The organism is Falsibacillus pallidus, assembly GCF_050990905.1.
Lineage (GTDB): Bacteria > Bacillota > Bacilli > Bacillales > DSM-25281 > Falsibacillus > Falsibacillus pallidus_A.
On record NZ_CP158866.1, the window covers coordinates 2,722,245 to 2,739,869 of the forward strand.

At 42.8% G+C, this 17,625-nt stretch carries 19 protein-coding genes; 1 reads left to right on the top strand and 18 read right to left on the bottom strand.

Annotated elements, in window-relative coordinates:
- Positions 1–142: 142 nt before the first annotated feature.
- The 6 genes from ABTV07_RS14410 to ABTV07_RS14435 form a co-directional block, all read right to left on the bottom strand.
- Positions 143–289 (bottom strand): YrzI family small protein, encoded by a 147-nt coding sequence (locus ABTV07_RS14410; protein ID WP_433743308.1) that lies wholly within the window; start codon positions 287–289, stop codon positions 143–145.
- Positions 290–657: 368 nt separating this feature from the next.
- Complete coding sequence (locus ABTV07_RS14415) at positions 658–906, bottom strand: YrhC family protein (protein ID WP_433743310.1); 249 nt, start codon at positions 904–906, stop codon at positions 658–660.
- A gap of 155 nt (positions 907–1,061) precedes the next feature.
- Complete coding sequence (locus ABTV07_RS14420; RefSeq protein ID WP_433743311.1) at positions 1,062–2,198, bottom strand: bifunctional cystathionine gamma-lyase/homocysteine desulfhydrase; 1,137 nt, start codon at positions 2,196–2,198, stop codon at positions 1,062–1,064.
- Between the two features lies 1 nt (position 2,199).
- A complete protein-coding gene (locus tag ABTV07_RS14425) occupies positions 2,200–3,123 on the bottom strand; it encodes a PLP-dependent cysteine synthase family protein (RefSeq protein WP_433743313.1) in 924 nt (307 codons plus the stop codon).
- Positions 3,124–3,150: 27 nt separating this feature from the next.
- The gene (gene mtnN / locus ABTV07_RS14430) at positions 3,151–3,846 is read right to left on the bottom strand and encodes a 5'-methylthioadenosine/S-adenosylhomocysteine nucleosidase (protein WP_433743315.1); all 696 of its coding nucleotides are present in this window, start codon (positions 3,844–3,846) and stop codon (positions 3,151–3,153) included.
- A gap of 15 nt (positions 3,847–3,861) precedes the next feature.
- The gene (locus ABTV07_RS14435; protein WP_433743317.1) at positions 3,862–4,500 is read right to left on the bottom strand and encodes a class I SAM-dependent methyltransferase; all 639 of its coding nucleotides are present in this window, start codon (positions 4,498–4,500) and stop codon (positions 3,862–3,864) included.
- 164 nt (positions 4,501–4,664) lie between these two features.
- Here ABTV07_RS14435 and ABTV07_RS14440 point away from each other — a divergent pair, with 164 nt between their 5' ends.
- The gene (locus ABTV07_RS14440; protein WP_433743318.1) at positions 4,665–4,874 is read left to right on the top strand and encodes a DUF2536 family protein; all 210 of its coding nucleotides are present in this window, start codon (positions 4,665–4,667) and stop codon (positions 4,872–4,874) included.
- A 297-nt stretch (positions 4,875–5,171) separates the two neighbouring features.
- On the opposite strand, the gene ABTV07_RS14445 is transcribed toward ABTV07_RS14440, so the two are convergent.
- From ABTV07_RS14445 to alaS, 12 genes are all read right to left on the bottom strand, one after another.
- Positions 5,172–5,873 (bottom strand): DUF1510 family protein, encoded by a 702-nt coding sequence (locus tag ABTV07_RS14445; protein WP_433743319.1) that lies wholly within the window; start codon positions 5,871–5,873, stop codon positions 5,172–5,174.
- A gap of 72 nt (positions 5,874–5,945) precedes the next feature.
- Positions 5,946–7,709 (bottom strand): peptidoglycan D,D-transpeptidase FtsI family protein, encoded by a 1,764-nt coding sequence (locus tag ABTV07_RS14450; RefSeq protein WP_433743321.1) that lies wholly within the window; start codon positions 7,707–7,709, stop codon positions 5,946–5,948.
- 165 nt (positions 7,710–7,874) lie between these two features.
- The gene (greA, locus tag ABTV07_RS14455) at positions 7,875–8,351 is read right to left on the bottom strand and encodes a transcription elongation factor GreA (RefSeq protein WP_433743323.1); all 477 of its coding nucleotides are present in this window, start codon (positions 8,349–8,351) and stop codon (positions 7,875–7,877) included.
- A gap of 155 nt (positions 8,352–8,506) precedes the next feature.
- On the bottom strand, positions 8,507–9,145 hold the full coding sequence (gene udk, locus ABTV07_RS14460) for a uridine kinase (protein WP_433743325.1): 639 nt from the start codon (positions 9,143–9,145) through the stop codon (positions 8,507–8,509).
- A 2-nt stretch (positions 9,146–9,147) separates the two neighbouring features.
- Complete coding sequence (locus ABTV07_RS14465) at positions 9,148–10,422, bottom strand: peptidase U32 family protein (RefSeq protein ID WP_433743327.1); 1,275 nt, start codon at positions 10,420–10,422, stop codon at positions 9,148–9,150.
- 73 nt (positions 10,423–10,495) lie between these two features.
- Entirely contained in the window at positions 10,496–11,425 is a 930-nt protein-coding gene (locus ABTV07_RS14470) for a peptidase U32 family protein (RefSeq protein WP_433743329.1), read from the bottom strand.
- Positions 11,412–12,068 carry an O-methyltransferase gene (locus tag ABTV07_RS14475; protein ID WP_433743331.1) on the bottom strand — a complete coding sequence of 219 codons (657 nt, stop codon included), beginning with the start codon at positions 12,066–12,068 and terminating at the stop codon, positions 11,412–11,414. The genes ABTV07_RS14470 and ABTV07_RS14475 overlap by 14 nt, the downstream gene beginning before the upstream one ends.
- 261 nt (positions 12,069–12,329) lie before the next feature.
- Positions 12,330–13,478, bottom strand: a complete 1,149-nt coding sequence (gene mltG / locus ABTV07_RS14480; protein WP_433743333.1) for an endolytic transglycosylase MltG — start codon at positions 13,476–13,478, stop codon at positions 12,330–12,332.
- A 199-nt stretch (positions 13,479–13,677) separates the two neighbouring features.
- Positions 13,678–13,971, bottom strand: coding sequence for a DUF1292 domain-containing protein (locus tag ABTV07_RS14485; protein ID WP_433743335.1), 294 nt, complete (start codon positions 13,969–13,971; stop codon positions 13,678–13,680).
- Between the two features lie 14 nt (positions 13,972–13,985).
- The gene (gene ruvX, locus ABTV07_RS14490; protein ID WP_433743336.1) at positions 13,986–14,402 is read right to left on the bottom strand and encodes a Holliday junction resolvase RuvX; all 417 of its coding nucleotides are present in this window, start codon (positions 14,400–14,402) and stop codon (positions 13,986–13,988) included.
- A gap of 1 nt (position 14,403) precedes the next feature.
- On the bottom strand, positions 14,404–14,670 hold the full coding sequence (locus tag ABTV07_RS14495; protein ID WP_114744973.1) for an IreB family regulatory phosphoprotein: 267 nt from the start codon (positions 14,668–14,670) through the stop codon (positions 14,404–14,406).
- A gap of 85 nt (positions 14,671–14,755) precedes the next feature.
- Positions 14,756–17,389: an alanine--tRNA ligase gene (alaS, locus tag ABTV07_RS14500; RefSeq protein ID WP_433743338.1), complete on the bottom strand. Its 2,634-nt coding sequence runs from the start codon at positions 17,387–17,389 to the stop codon at positions 14,756–14,758.
- Positions 17,390–17,625 lie beyond the last annotated feature (236 nt).

The window sequence follows — 17,625 nt, forward strand, 5'->3', positions numbered from 1 at the left end:
TTCTCTTTTTTTGCAATGATCGTGTGGCCATGAACCTGCCACTTTCGTTATGCTCCATCCTTCTCCATATAAAGAGCATTCAGACGTTTTACCTGCATAATCATTGTTATTACCCCTTTCTTTTCATTTTTGATTCACGCGATTACAGCATATAGGGATTGATCAAAGTTTGATGTTTTTCACGGTTTGTTTCATATAATTGAGCTACAGTTTCTTCACGGACAGCTTCTTCAAATGATTTTTGGCGTTTTTTAATCGTTACTGTCATAAATAGGATGTTCAAAGTCATTTTTATCACCTCGCTTCTGCTTAAAATAAGTGCAAATCCATAAAAAAACACAAGAGGATAGAGCCCCCTTGTGTTAAACACAAAAAGACCGCAGGAATTCACATTCGTCCTGCGGTCTGGATATGCACGTTTAAATAAATTTAAATTAACGCGGACTGAACCCTTCAGCGGCCGAACATAATGTATTATTTAGTTTTGCAGCGTTTAATTTTCTTGCCAACATCTCATTCGACCTCCTTGTTAGTTTTCAATCACAATGGTAAGTATATCCAATCATTCATGGTTTGTAAACCCTTTTTTTCCTTTTTTTATTAAAAAAATAAAAACATGCTGATTCCGTGGGTCCTCAGCATGTTTTAGGTTGATCATTATTTTTTACTTAGAAAATCCTGTCCTTCTTCTGATTCATTGAGGATTTTTCGCAGTTTGATAGATTGAAAGAAAAAGTAAGCGGCAAATGCAGCAGATGCCATTGTACCGGCCATCAGTGCATACTCTTTATGAAGGGTTTTGCCGGCAGCAGGAATCACTACACCGATATATAAAAAAGCACTGAGTGCCAATAAGATAAATGCAAATCGCTTATAGTCCATCATTTTGTGGAATACGTTTTTCAAAGTCATCACCTCATCCGATGCTTTTTACTACTCTTCTACTGTAACATATCTGCAGAAGAAGAGAGGATGCAATAACTGGGAATTGATTGGAAAATGTTTATGTTTCCCTTTTCGCAAAAAAGAAGCGGGGATTCCCCGCTTCTTTTCATTCCATTTTAGTTTTCAAGGGACTGCTTCAAGTCTTCGATCAGATCTTCCACATCTTCTAGTCCTACGGAAATGCGGACTAATCCATCTGTGATTCCTAATTCTGCTCGACGCTCTGCAGGGATGGATGCATGTGTCATCCTTGCCGGGACTGAAATCAGACTTTCAACAGCACCGAGGCTTTCTGCCAGGGTAAAGTATTTCGTCTTGCTCAATAATTTATCAGCATTCTCCTGGCTTCCTACATCAAAGGAAATCATGCCGCCGAAACCTCTTCCCTGCTTCTTGGCAATCTCATGATTCGGATGAGTCGTCAATCCTGGATAATAAATTTTTTCAACTGCTGGGTGATCTTTAAGAAATTCTATAATCTTAGCTGTATTGGCTTCATGTTCTTCCATTCGGACTCCGAGAGTTTTAATCCCTCTGATCAATAGCCATGAATCTTGAGGTCCTAGAACACCACCAGTGGAGTTTTGGACGAAATGCAGATCTTGCGCCAATTGATCGCTATTTACTACTACTAGACCTGCAACAACATCGCTGTGGCCTCCAAGATATTTGGTCGCACTGTGCAGGACAATATCCGCCCCATTATCAATTGGATTTTGCCAGTAAGGAGTGCTGAATGTATTATCAACGATCGTCAACAAGTTATGAGCCTTGGCAATTTTTGCAGCTGCTTCAATATCTGTAACTTTCAATAATGGATTAGTCGGTGTTTCAATATAAACTGCTTTCGTGTTGGATCGGATTTCTTTTTCAATGTTGGCCGGATCGCTTGTATCCACGAATGTAGAGGAAATGCCGACACGATTCAATACCTTGGACATCACACGGTAAGTTCCGCCATATACATCGTCCGTCATAATGATATGATCGCCGCTGTTGAACAGCATCATGACCGCTGTGATGGCAGCCATACCAGAGCCAAATGCAAATCCTGCCTTGCCGCCTTCAAGATCTTTGATCAATTCTTCCAACGCATTGCGGGTTGGATTTCCCGTTCTGGAATATTCATATCCTTTAAAGTTTCCTACACCTTCCTGTTTGTAGGTGCTGACTTGGTAAATTGGAAAAGACACGGCGCCTGTCTGAGGATCATTTGAGATTCCGCCGTGGATCAGTTGTGTTTTTTTACGCATATTATATCCCGCCTTCATAGATTTTTTTGCTTAAGTATCGTTCGCTTGAATCGGGGAATATCGTCACGATATTTGTTCCCGGTGCCGCGTTTTCTGCTTCAAGAAGGGCTGCATGAAGAGCTGCTCCTGACGAACTTCCGACCAATAGGCCTTCAAGTAATGCCAGCTCCTTCACTCTTCTGAACGCATCTTCGTCTGAGATGGTATGAATCGCATCAAAGTAGGCTGCATTCATATATTGTGGAAGAAATTCCATTCCGATTCCTTCTGTTTTATGAGGTCCTGATTCACCGCCATTTAAGATCGATCCTTCCGGTTCAACAATGACGGTCTTGATTTTTTTGTCCTGGTCCTTCAAGTAATTCGCTGTTCCCATGAATGTTCCACCCGTTCCGGCACCAGCCACAAAGACATGGACCTGTCCTTCCAGCTGCTCCCAGATCTCAGGCCCAAGGGTCTTATAATAAGTCTCGGGATTCGCTGGATTGCCGAATTGTTGAGGACAATAGGAATCAGGAATTTGTTTAAGAAGCTCCTGCGCTTTGGCAATCGCTCCTTTCATCCCCTCTTCGGTCGGTGTATGGACAATTTTTGCGCCAAGGGCCTTCATGAGCTCTTGTTTTTCTATGCTGAATTTCTCAGGCACACAGAAGATCACCTGGATGCCGCTGTTGACAGCCGCCAGTGCCAATCCTATTCCCGTATTCCCTGCAGTCGGTTCGATGATCGTTCCACTTTTAGATATCTTTCCGCTTTCGATCGCTTCCTGCAGAAGCTCTCTCCCCAATCGGTCCTTTATGCTTCCACCAGGGTTAAAGAATTCGAGTTTAGCAAATAGCCTGACCCCATCCGGTAATGAAAATTGTTTAATCTCCATCATCGGGGTACTGCCAATCAACTCATGTATGTTCTGATATACTTGCATTTTCCCCTACTCCTTTGCCGCTGTTGATTAAGATATTGCCGATACCATTTTCATAACGAGGTTCGCTGAGTTTAATGCGGCAGTTTCCAGGAATTGTTCAAATGATACATCCGATTCTTTTCCCGCAATATCCGATAGTGCACGGATCACTACAAATGGAACCTTGAACTGATGGGCTACTTGAGCTATGGCTGCTGCTTCCATTTCAACGGCTTGAAGGCCTTGAAACTTATCTTTGATATATTCAACACGTACAGGATCATTCATGAAAGAGTCTCCCGTTGCGATCAGACCCATTACCACTTGGGCATCTGAGGTTTCCTTCGCTGCTTCTTCAGCTGCAGCCATTAAGTTTGCATCAGCCGCAAACCCTGCCGGAAGCTGAGGCACCTGTCCGTATTCATAGCCAAATGCTGTGACGTCAACATCGTGGTGGCGCACCTCATTCGAAATAACGACATCTCCCACATTCAATACAGGGTTCAAGCCTCCTGCGGATCCTGTGTTGATAATGGCATCCGGCTTGAATCGTTCTAAAAGAACTGCAGTTGACATTGCGGCATTTACTTTTCCTATGCCCGAGCGAAGGAGGACCACATCTTTTCCGTCCATCTGGCCGGTTGTGTACTCACAGCCTGCAATAGTTTCCACTTCAGGATTTGTTATATTGTTCCTTAGCAGGGTAACTTCTTCTTCCATTGCTCCAATGATTGCTACTTTCATGAATAAAACCTCTTTCTATTTTTTTATCGCTTCCATTATCCAAACGAAATCATTGCAGCGATTAAATGAAACTTCAAAGCCCGTTCTCTGGGCGATATCCGTCAAGACGGGAATGGTAGTATAGTATTCCCTTTGAAGATCTTCTGCCAAATTAAGAAATCCGTCATTTTCAGCTTTTTTAATGGCTTCCAGATATGCCTCTTTTGTTTCATACATCGTATCTGCAAACACTATTTTACCATCATTCTTTAACAGCCTGCCATAGATTGAAAAAGCTTCTAGTTTTTCTTCATCAGTCAGGTGGTGAAATGCGTAGGTGCTGACGATTGTATCAATATCTTCTTCCACCTGGAATTGAATGAAATCCCCGTCAATGATTTTCGTCCTGCCCTGCAGCTTTTCCTCTCCAATTGCCCTCATCTCTTTTGAAGGTTCAATCGCAATCACTTTCAGCCCTTTTTCCAGAAGCTTTAATGTCAAATTGCCGGTACCCATTCCAAACTCCACTACAGTTCCATTCGAGCGTTCAGCAACCGCTTCAAGAATGTGCTCATAATATTGAAACACCTTTGCGTATTCAGCATCTTTTCCTGTCACTGAATCATCATAAGAATCTGCCCAATCCTGAAATAATTCCAAAAATTCTCTGCCCATAGATAGTCCGCTCCCCATTAATTTATATAATTCCTATCTGTATAGTATGAATTAAATTAAAAACTGTTCTTACTCTAACATAATCCCACATTTCAATCAACAGAATTGTATCTTGAAAACATCATGTATGACAGGCTAAAATGTAGCATAGAGGAGTGAAGGGTATGAATATTCAATTTGATATGATTGAGGATAAAGTTGAGTTTTATGAAGCGTCAAGCTTAAAAGGCCTCGAACAGATGGTCAACGAAAAAATTGAACAGAATAAAGCAATCCTGCTTAGTGTGCATCATGTATCCCATAGCGTGCAATTTGATGCTGACGGGAAGAAGCATTATTCTGCTGTCGTCCACTATAAACTAAAAAAAGGATGAATCCCTTTAAAAATGGGTTCATCCTTTTTGTTCTGCATGTCCAGCTCCAGCGCCTCGAGTCATAAGCCGTACCTCTACGGAAATCAGGATTTCCTTCCAGTTCCGTCTTATGCTGGTCGGGGCTTAGCGGGGCGCCTCCGCTTTTCTATTGTCCAGCTCCGCCGGCTAGAGGCTGGGAGGTTTCCTTCAGCACACTTACGATAAGTCAACATCGGTTCACTTCGTTCACCGTGTTTCCTTTATCTCGTGGTGCTTCAGTCCAACCTCGGCGCCTCTGGACAGCCGGCTCCGCTTTTCTTACTGAAGAGATTTGAGTTCCTGTACCTTCGTTGGCTTCCAGCCTTCGCCGTCCACCCACTGAAGGAATACTCGGTATTTTTGGGTCTGGTCTTTAGAAGCGACAGTCCCGACAGAAGAATCGGGGCTTCCTCCGTTTCCAATGAACCAAACGGTCATATTGTCCTGAGGTATCCCAGTTGCGTAAGAAAGGGCTTTGACTTTCTCATTCCAATCGGGGGTCCCTTCATCATAGGATGAAACATGTTCACCTGACTGGCTGGTACCTACTGGACTCCAGTCTGGATTTTCATAAGTCTTGGATACGTTTGGGTCATTGCTGTCATCAGGGACCTCATTCGCTTTCCCAAGGTCAGCTGCAGGCTGTTCTTCCTGGGTATCCTGCTGGCTATTTTTATCAGAGGAATCAGTATTCTGATCTCCTGATTCATCTGTATTTGATTGATCATCATTTGCTTCTTCGGAGTTATTCTGACTGGAGTTATCCGATTTAGATCCTGATGGCTCTGTTGTTTTGGGTTCATGCTGAGATGCCCCTTGCTCCTTAACCGGATCTTTTCCGCCTAAGAAAATCTTGCCTCCTACCACCAAAATTAAAACGATCACAATGATGATCAATGAATTTAATATAATATTTGTTTTGCGGCGCTTGGCTCTTTGGGAAGAGCGTGAACCGCCAAATGAATTGTAATCCTTCGGCATATCTGTCCCTCCATTTCATTGCCATTATCATACCATGACTTTTCATCAACATGAAGGAATATATCATATTTTCTATTGCTTTAGCAGTGCCTCTTTTCCTGTTTGTTGATCTTTTTCATAGAGAAACTGGACAATATCAGCAAACATAGGATTTACGGCTCCTTCTGCATCAGGCACATCCAAGTTTACAACAGCCAATGCATATCTTGGCTTTTCAAAAGGGAAATATCCTGCAAACCACTTATTATATAAATCCCCTTTGCCAGTCTGTGCCGTCCCTGATTTTCCTGCCACTTCATAAGGGAGGCCATTTAGTGACCTGCCGGTTCCATTCTCTCCAGTAACAACGAGCCTTAAAAGCCTTTGCAGCTTGATGGCTGTATATGGGGAAATTGTACTTCCAGCAAGATCCTTCTCCGGAAATTCAAACATGACTGTCCCATTCTGATAGTCAATTTCTGATACGGCACGGATCATTTTCTTCTCCCCTCCGCGTGCAATCGTTGCCATCATATTGGCCACCGCCAAAGGAGTGACGCTGACATCCTTCTGGCCGATCCCGGTTTGGGCAATGAAATTTGGGTCCTTCTTGTTTTCACTACTGATGAAAATGGTCCCTTTATCTTCTTCAAATTGGCGAAATCCAGTCATATGGTACAGGTCGCCATTCCATCCTGCTCCTCCTGTGAGGCCCAGTTTTTGTGCGTATGATTCGATCACATCCGTGTCTTGTTCCATCAGTTTCTTTGCCGTCTCTCCAAACGTGCGGTTGCAGCTTTGGGAAAAGCTTTCATTAAAATCCAGCTTTCCAAGCTCCCTTGATGCTTCCTTCCCGTATAAGTCCGTACTGCACTCGAAGACTTCTTTATCATCTGCCACGCCTTTTTCAATGGCAGCAGCGGCAATGACCGTTTTAAAAACTGAACCTGGAGTTTCTTGTTTTAATATATAATTGTCGGATCCATCATTTTTATATGGATCTTTTTGGGTGCGGTCAGGAAGGGATGCCATGGCAAGGACATCCCCCGACTTGATATCCAGAAGCACCGCCCCGCCTTTTTTCATTCCTTGTTCTTTCAGAATGTCTTCTATTCCTTTTTGAATCTCTTGATCAAGAGTGGTTTTGATATAGACAGGATAAAAGGGATTGGCCGGTTCTACATATTTCACTTTGTTGCCGAATAGGGGCTGCCCTTCTCCATCAACATGATACACCAGCTTTGATGCTCCATCCGGAAGAAGGAATTCATCAAATGTCTTTTGAAGTCCTTCTACACCTATCGGAGGGATATCGATATCTTTTAGATCGGGATATTTACGTTTATAGAGCTTGTCGTTCTTTGCGGTAAAACCTAATAAATCCTCAGCAATATGTGTGTTCACGGAGAATGATTTCTTAATTGCAAATAGACCGGGAATTTCCAATGAATTGATGCGGTCTTCCTGGCCGCTGTCAAGTAGGATCGGATTTTTTCCTCCAAGCACCATTGGCTTCGATGCTTTTTGAACTTCCTCCTCAAGTTGCTGGGAAGAAATATGCAAAATAGCCGCTACCTTTGCTTTATCCCATTCCGTCTTTTTTAAGAAAGGAAAAACGACTGCGACAGGCTTCTCCGTAAAGGTCAGTGGATTCCCTGCCCTATCGAGGAACTGCCCCCTGCCGTCATTGATTTCAAGTTCCTCTGTCCTTTGCGACACGGAAGATTCAATCAAGTTGATATGATGCTTCGAAAAATTCTCTGTATTAAATAATTGAATGGAGGACAATCTCCACGTCAAAATAGCCAACCCTATAAATATTAAAATCCCCAAACCATAAATTCTTTTCTTCCGCACAAAACCACCTCAACACCATTTTTGACGATTCATGCGAAAAATAGTCATGAACAAAGGCAGAAGCCCCTTGGTCTGCCTCGACAAGCATAAGACGAAATATCTTAATCATTCCCTAAAAGACAAAAAAAGCCCAGGCCATAGTGCGGCCTGGACATTTCTCTAAAATTATTTAATGTTTGTGATGCGTACGGACATTTCTCCGCCCGGTGTCTGTACTGTTACCTGGTCATCGACTTTATGGCCGAGAAGGCTTTTCGCAATTGGGGAATCATTCGAGATCTTTCCTTCGAAAGGATCGGCTTCTGCGCTGCCGACGATTGTATATGTTTCTTCCTCTCCATCAGGAAGTTCAACGAAAGTCACCGATTTACCTAAAGAAACAATACCTGTGCCCATTTCATCTTCTTGGATGATTTTAGCGTTTCGGATCATATTCTCTAAAGTTGTGATCCGTCCTTCTACAAATGCCTGCTCCTCTTTCGCTGAATCATATTCAGAGTTCTCGGAAAGGTCGCCGAAGCTGCGTGCAATCTTGATGCGTTCTACAACTTCTTTTCTTTTTACGGATTTTAAGTGCTCCAATTCCTGTTCTAATTTCTCTTTACCTTCTTTAGTCATTGGAAATACTTTTTCTGTACTCAAAACGATTCACTCCTTCTTAAATTAAGAAACCCCCGTTATTCGGTTCCATTATGTAGTAGTATTTCATTGGGATAAATCAGAGCGCGTCCTGTATCAGGGCGCGCATGTTCAGTAAATGATACATTTACTTCAATATTTTTATCTATGCTATCGTATTACAAAAATGACTTTAGTTCAAGAATTGTTTGAATTTTTGTTACCATCAAGTCAATGGCGACATGGTTATGCCCGCCTTCTGGAATGATGATATCAGCATAGCGCTTCGTCGGTTCTATGAATTGATTATGCATCGGACGGACTACATTGATGTATTGGTCAATGACAGAATCCATTGTGCGGCCACGCTCTTTGATGTCCCGCAGCATGCGTCTGATGATGCGGAGATCGGCATCCGTATCCACATATAGCTTAATATCCATTAAGTTGCGCAATCTTTCATCTTCTAATACTAAAATTCCCTCAATAATGATAACATCTTTTGGTTCAACTGTAATCGTTTCATCCGAACGAGTATGAATCGTATAATCATAAACTGGCTTCTCTACAGCTTCATAGTTCAAGAGGCTCTTTAAATGTTCAATCAATAGATCATTATCGAATGCAAGTGGATGATCATAGTTGGTCTTCAACCTCTCCTCAAAAGGAAGTTCGGATTGGTCCTTGTAATAGTAGTCCTGTTCGATCATAAGAATGGAGTGTCCTGTAAAGTGTTCGTAGATCGCTTTTGTGACACTTGTTTTACCAGAGCCAGATCCGCCGGCTACTCCAATAACGATAGGTTTGTTACGGTTCATTTTTAAATATTCTCCTTCCGCATCATGTTATTTGGAAATAACGGCTTATCCGCTTTAAATTTCACAATTTGAAGAGGGTGCCTAGCTGCTTCAAGCTCATTTCCTTTTTTATCCCAAACTTTCCCGACAATCTGTTTGAAATTCTCAATTTCAGGACCAAAAAATTCAATCTCATCCCCTGGTTTGAAAAAGTTCCGCTGCTGAAGGGTGACTATTCGGGTCTCTTCATCATAATGAATCACCAGACCTGCAAAATCTGTTTTGGTCTTCTTTCCATGTTCGCCAAACATCTGCTCCTGGAAGCCAGGAACGCCTTCAAAAAATGCTGGCGCCGTTTCACGATTGGCACACTTGTCCAGTTCTTCAAGCCATTCCTGTTTGATTACAAAATTCTCCGGATCCGCACAGTATGCATCAATGACTTTACGATAGACGCTTACAACTGTTGCCACATAGTGAATGGATTTCATTCTCCCCTCAATCTTTAAACTGTCGATGCCAAGCTCAATCATTCTCGGAATGGACTCGACCAGCTTCAAATCTTTCGGACTCATGGCAAAAGGTGCATCCTTCTCGCTGAATAAAGGCTTTTCATCGTCGCCTTCCACTTGGAAAAGGTCGTAGTCCCAGCGGCATGACTGGCAGCAGCCTCCCCTGTTGGAGTCACGGGCAGTCATGTGATTGCTTAGTGTACAGCGCCCTGAATAGGCAATGCACATTGCACCATGGATGAAGGTTTCAATTTCTATATCCACCTTTTCTTTCATTTCCTTGATCTCATCCCCGCTCGTTTCCCGTGCAAGAACTACGCGGTCAAGCCCTTCTTCCTTCCAGAACTGCACTGCCTTCCAGTTAGTAAGGGACTGCTGGGTGCTTAGATGCACCTCGACATTGGGGGCGACTCTCCTGCATGTTTCAATGATAAGAGGATCTGCTACGATGATGCCCGCAACCCCTGCATCCTGCAGCCCAGTCAAATACTCCTCAAGTCCATCCATATTTTCGTTATGTGCATATATATTTGTCGTGACATAGATCTTGGCACCGTATTGCTTGGCAAATTCAACTCCTTCCTTCATTTCCTGAAGGGTGAAGTTTCCGGCATTGGAACGAAGACCAAATTCCTGTCCGCCGATATAAACGGCATCTGCCCCGTAGTGAACGGCGATCTTAAGCTTTTCCAAATTCCCTGCTGGCGCCAGCAGCTCCGGTTTCTTAACGATTACCCGTTTGCCATCTATTATCTTTGAAATCTTATCCTGCATCACGGCAGACATTTCATATTCCTCCTTAACAGCTCTTGCATATAGGATCCGAAACCATTCCCGGACGATGATAAAAGGTTGTTAATCAATAAACAGTTTCTTTGAAGAAGAACCCCGTATCAAGCGGCCTCGTCTTTGGCTGCAGCTGTTCGATTTTCTCCAGCAGGCTGTCTTTGACATCTTCATATTCTTCAGGATCTTCGGACACCAGGTCAATTGCTTTTCTATAAAGTCTCGTCACTTCGACAATATATTCCGGGGAATGCAGCACCCCGTCAATTTTAAACGAATCAATTCCTGCTTCCATCATTTCCTGCAGTTCATCAATGATGCACATGTCATTTGGACTCATGATGTGCGTTCCATTCTCGTCTTCAAATATCGGATACTTATTATCACGTTCTTTATCATACAAAAGCATCCCCGCTGCCTCATGACGGTTTTCAACCTTCATCGCTTCACCGCGGTATTCATAATAGTTTCCTATGAGTGAGCGCTTCGATTGGAACATACAAGTCATGCCATGAACCTGTACTTCAATCTCTACATCCGCATTTTCCTTAATTTCAATAATCGCATCCATACTCAACTCCCGAGCCAGTACAGCTCTTTTCGCTCCTCTTCTGCCCCAGTAATTGCAAGTATACCAGTTGGTGGCAGTAGTTTCCGTATTCCAGTGGAGACGCATTTCCGGTGCGGTTTCCCTTACAGCCATCAATACAGCCGGATCTCCGAAAATGATTGAATCTACATGTTGATCACGAAGGAAACCGATGTAATCATTCAGTTCTTCTACTATATCGTTGTGGAAAATGGCGTTCATTGCCACATATACTTTTTTCCCTTTATCATGAGCAATCTTCACAGCCTCTTCGACATCATTGCGAGTGAATTCACCAGCAAGTCTGAGACCATATCTTTGTTCCCCGATGACAAAAGCGTCGGCTCCAGCTTCGATTAAATCTTTCATATTTTCTACACTAGCAGGAGTGACCAACAGCTCAGGCCTTTTCATTTTCCTCACCTCTTCTAATACTTACAGCCAACCCATCGCCAACCGGCATAATGGAAGTCAAATAGTCAGGATTCGTCATCAGCCATTCATTGTAGCGTTTGATTTTTGCGACAAGGTTTCGGATTCGCTTGTTTTCGATTTCCTTTTCAGCAACCAATCCCTTGAATAGAACATTATCTGTATAAACGCATCCGGCATCTGCCAATTGTTCAGAATACATTTCGAAGAATTTCGTATACTGGCCTTTTGCGGCATCAATAAAAATCGCATCAAACGGCCCCATCGTATTCGTGCAAGAAGCTAAGTCGAGAGCGTCTCCTTCAAGTACAATCACTCTGTCAGAATAGCCGATTCTTGCAATATATTCTTTTGCAGTTTGAAACCTTTCTGGATCTCTTTCAATTGTGACAATGCTCGCTTCAGGCAGAGCATGCGCCATCCTTAATGCTGAATAGCCAATGGCAGTCCCGATTTCGAGAATCCTTTTCGGCTTTTGGATGCGAAGGATCTGCAGTAAAGCTTCGATCCCGGCCAATTCCATAATCGGTACGTTATTTGCCTCTGCAAATCTTTCCATCTCATGGAATAGATCCGTGCGATCCGGAATCATGGATTCAATATATTCATTCACTATTTCGTTCAAGTAAAATTTCTCCTTTCAGGCATCACACTGTAATGCTGAGGTCACGAAAAAAGAGCGTCTGGAAATGAATGTGTACATGAAAAGAAGAAAGCCATAGGATACAGCTTTCTACATTCTGTCCTGTCATTATTTCCAATAAAGTCGACGCCCGATATACTTCGGAATGTTCATTCCAGCAGTTTTCGACAAAATAACTTGTATTATTTTAACATAAAAAAGGAAGGAAAGCTAATGGATCTTTCCCTCCAAAATCATAATGATTTAGTTATTACTGGTAATGTATTTTGCTTTTTTCTGGTTGTGTTCTTCAAGTGTTTTGGAGTAGTAGAATTCCCCGGTCTTAGAAGCTGCTAAGAAGTACAGATAATCAGTCTTTTCCGGGTTCAATGCTGCTTCAATAGACGTGTCTCCTGAACTGGCAATCGGACCTGGCGGAAGCCCTGAATTCTTATACGTATTATATGGCGAATCAATTTCCAAGTCTTTATAATAGACCCTGCCTTTATGTTCACCCAAGGCGTATAAGACAGTCGGATCGGTCTGCAAAGGCATTCCTTCATCTATCCGATTATAAAAGACACTGGAGATTTTATGCCTGTCTGCTTTAGCAGTTGCTTCTTCCTCAATCAACGAGGCCATCGTCAACACTTTATGGACGGATAGTTTTTTCTTCTCCATCTCATCCTGATATTGGCCAAGAACAGATTCCGTTTTATCAAGCATTGTGTCGATTACATCATCTACGGATGTCTTCTTTTCGTAGAATGAATAGGTGGCTGGATATAGATATCCTTCCAGCGGATGCTTGATATCCTTAGCGAGGATATCTTTCGTAAGCAGGTCTGGATGTTCTTTCATCAGTTTTTTAATATACGCCTGATCATCTAATTTCTTCATGACTTCAGGCTTAGTCGTTCCTGTTTTTTTTGCGATAATGTCAGCGATTTGGTCAATTTGCAATCCTTCAGGAACAGTAATTTTCATTGCTGCTTTTTTCAGTACTTTCCCTGTTTTCAGGCTCGTGACGATTTCCTTCAGTGACATGGCGGAAGTAAGATCGTAGCTCCCTGCCTGGAATCCGGATTCATTATTGAGTTTCACATAGTATTTAAATACTGTCGCATTTTTGATTATGCCGTTTTTCTCCAAAATCTTTCCGATTGAGGAGACGCTGGAACCTATCGGCACTTCAATGGTCTTCGGTGTCTTATTCTGAGGATTCACAGGTCCCATTGCCGATTTGACGTATAGATAGCCGCCAAGTCCGACACCGCCTATGATCAGAATTAATGCTAGACAGATGATTAGGACGATTCTTCTGATCGTTCTGGCTTCACTTTGTCTTTCAATCATTTTATTATGAATGATATTTTTTCCATCTCGATTAGAATTGAATTGATCTTTATCCATGGTTTTCCCCCTTTAGAACAAAAGTGGGACATTATCGACAAAATTAACGGCACCGATGTTCATTATACTACATTTTTCTCTTTAATCTGCAACAATTATTCAAAGTATTTAGGAAAAATTTTCTTTTTTAGATGAAAAGTTGTTTCCAAGAAAAAAGACCTGCATGAGGAACCATGCAGGTCTTCTTTTAATTATAGTCTTACTCTTGCTCGCCCTCTTCTTCGTCGAGGAATGTTCCGAGCATTTCTTCGATCATATCCCACTCTTCTTCTGTTTCGATCGGCTTTAATTCACCGTCTTCTCCTTCTTCACCAGGTACGAAGGCAGAAGCATGGATTTCGATTTCATCTTCGTCGTCTTCTTCTGCACCTACTGGATAGTAAAGGACATAGGATTTTCCGAATTCATCGGAATCAAATGTAAATAATACTTCGCAAAGCATTTCATTTCCGTTTTCATCAATTACTGTAATATTTTTTTCGCCGTGTTCCATTATTAGTCACCTCATTATTTTTGACTGTCCAGGAATCCTTGCAGGATCATGGAGGCAGCCATCTTATCAATCACTTTTTTCCTTTTCTTGCGGCTCACATCGGCCTCGAGCAAAACTCTCTCGGCTGCCATGGTTGTCAGCCTTTCATCCCATAATACAACAGGCAGGCCGAACGCTTCTTTTAGCATTTCAGCATAGGCTATCGACGCTTCACCACGAGGCCCCACTGTATTGTTCATATTTTTCGGGAAGCCTACAACAATCTTACTTACTTCGTGTTCATTTATCAATTCTTTGACACGGTCTAATCCAAATTGTTTCTCTTCTTCGTTGATAGCGATAGTCTCGATGCCCTGGGCAGTCCATCCCAAGGCATCGCTCATTGCCACACCGACTGTCTTAGAGCCGACGTCAAGTCCCATTACTCTCATGTCATCCCTCTTTGTGCTGATGTAAATACGACTTAACCAGTTCTTCGATCATTTCATCGCGCTCCAAGCGGCGAATGATGTTACGCGCATCGTTGTGACGTGGAATATAAGCCGGATCCCCTGATAAAAGGTAGCCCACTATTTGATTGATTGGATTATAGCCCTTTTCCTGCAGCGCTTCATACACTTGAAACAAGACTTCTTTTACATCATGTTCAATCGGTTCTTCAGGAAAATTAAAACGCATCGTTTTGTCAAATGAGCTCATTTTCTGCACCTCACTATATGCTTGTCCTTAAGCCAAGTCAAATTGTCAATCGTTACCTACCATTGTACACCACTTTCAATAGGAATCAAACGGATTTAATCCATTCTTCTGCATATTGAATAGCTGCTTCGATTTTTTGCGGGTCTTTTCCTCCAGCTTGAGCCATATCCGGTCGGCCGCCACCGCCGCCTCCGCAAATGGATGCTACTTCTTTCACCAATTTTCCTGCATGGTAGCCTTTCTTAACAAGATCCTCTGTGACACCTGCGATGAAGTTCACTTTCCCTTCACTTACAGCACCCAGCAGGATGATGCCTGAACCGATTTTCTGCTTTAATTCATCAGCCATCGTGCGAAGGTTATTCATGTCAGAAGCATTGACCTTGCTCGCAAGGACTTTCACCCCATCGATATCTTTCACTTGATCTAAGAGGCTTCCTGCTTCGATGTTGGACAGCTTTGCAGATAATGATTCATTTTCTCTTTGGACTTCCTTGAGCTCAGCCAACAGGCTGTCAATCCTGTTCAAGGCATCCTTTTGATTTGTTTTTAATTTGGAAGCCACTTCTCCAAGAAGCTGAAGACCTTCATTCATTTGTTTATAAGCCCATTCTCCAGTGACTGCTTCAATCCTTCTTGTACCTGCACCAATTCCACTCTCGGATACAATTTTAAACAATCCGATCACGGATGTATTTGAAACATGGCATCCTCCGCAAAGCTCAATGCTGTAGTCCCCTACAGAAACGACGCGTACGATATCCCCATACTTCTCGCCGAACAATGCCATTGCTCCCATTTCTTTTGCTTCCGCAATCCCTTTGTTTTCGATTTTCACAGGGATGCTTGCCCAGATTTTCTCATTGACGATTCTTTCGATTTCCTTCAACTCTTCTTCTTTAATCTGCCCGAAATGGGAGAAGTCAAATCGCAGTCTGGAAGGTTCAACTAATGAACCTGCCTGGTTTACATGTGTTCCAAGTACATCTTTCAAGGCTTGGTGCAGCAAGTGGGTTGCCGTATGGTTTTTAATCACTTTGCTTCTAGAAGCTTCGTCCACTATAGCCGTAACAGAAGCTCCGCTGATCAGTGTTCCTTCAACGACTTTAGCGTTATGAAGGTTTTGTCCATTTGGTGCCTTTTGGACATCTTTCACTTCTACTCTGAAACCGTCTCCGAGAAGAAGCCCTTTATCAGCAATCTGACCGCCGCTTTCAGCATAAAATGGTGTTTCATTGAGGATGAATTGAATGTCCTCTCCTGCATCAGCACTCTCAGCAAATTCCCCATTCTTCAAAAGGACAGCCACATTTGCAGGAGTTTGAAGAACATCATAGCCGACAAACTTGCTTTCTGTCTTCACATCACCGATGACTCCGCCTTGAACCTGCATGGAATCGACATCCTGCCTTGCAGAGCGTGCGCGTTCACGCTGCTTTTCCATTTCATTTTCAAATCCGGCGTGGTCCACTTTCATGTTTTCTTCTTCTGCGTATTCTTCAGTCAATTCAACCGGGAATCCATAGGTATCATATAGACGGAACACATCCGCACCGTTGATTGTATCCGATCCTTCAGATTTTGCTTTTTGGATGACTGAAGATAGGATAGCCAATCCTTCATTCAATGTTTCGTGGAAACGATCTTCTTCGTTTTTCACGACTTTTTGGATGAAATCGATTTTTTCTTTTACCTGCGGGTAGAAATCCACCATGATTTCAGATACAACCGGAACAAGTTCAAACATGAATGGACGATTGATGCCGATTTGCTTTGCGTACCTTACTGCACGGCGCAAAAGCCTTCTTAGTACATAGCCCCTGCCTTCATTGGAAGGAAGCGCTCCGTCGCCGACTGCAAATGATACGGTTCTGATATGGTCCGCAATGACTTTGAATGCTTCATCTTGTTCTTTAGACGTTCCATATGATTTGCCTGAGATTTTTTCAGTTGCTTTGATGATCGGCATGAAAAGGTCGGTATCGAAGTTCGTTGGGACGTTTTGGACAACGCAAGCCATCCTTTCAAGACCCATTCCAGTATCGATATTTTTCTTAGGAAGTGGAGTGTACGTGCCATCTGGATTGTGATTGAACTGTGAAAATACAAGGTTCCATATTTCTAAATAGCGCTCGTTTTCCCCTCCTGGATAAAGCTCCGGATCTGCAGGGTCATCGCCATATTCAGGTCCCCTGTCATAGAAAATCTCGGTATTTGGTCCGCTTGGTCCTTCACCGATGTCCCAGAAGTTTCCTTCAAGTCGAATGATTCTCTCTTCCGGAATGCCGATTTTTTCTTTCCATAGGTCATACGCTTCATGATCTTCAGGATGGATGGTGACAGAAAGCTTTTCAGGGTCAAAGCCGATCCAATCCTTGCTTGTAAGGAATTCCCAAGCCCAAACCATCGATTCTTCTTTAAAATAATCGCCGATGGAGAAGTTCCCGAGCATTTCAAAGAAAGTATGGTGGCGGGCAGTCTTCCCAACGTTCTCAATGTCATTTGTACGGATGGATTTTTGTGCGTTAACAATTCTCGGGTTCTCAGGTACTACCCGTCCATCAAAATATTTTTTCAATGTTGCTACACCTGAATTGATCCAAAGCAAGGATGGATCCTCGTGAGGCACCAGCGAAGCACTTGGTTCGATACGATGTCCTTTTTCTTCAAAGAAATCTAAAAACATTCTTCTGATTTGTGCGCCTGTTAAATTCTTCATTCTTTTCCCTCCAATATGATTGAAATCATTTTTTGAAAACACAAAAAGCCCCCATCCCTATGGCAGGGACGAGAGCACTCGCGGTACCACCCTGATTCGGATGCGTTTTCCTTCTTTGCATCCATCTCTTTCAAACCTTAACGCGGTGAACGACAGTGATTAGCTGTACTCCGGACTAGCGTTCTGCTATTCTTCACCTGGAATTCCTTTCAGCCTTGGGAATTCCTCTCTGGCGC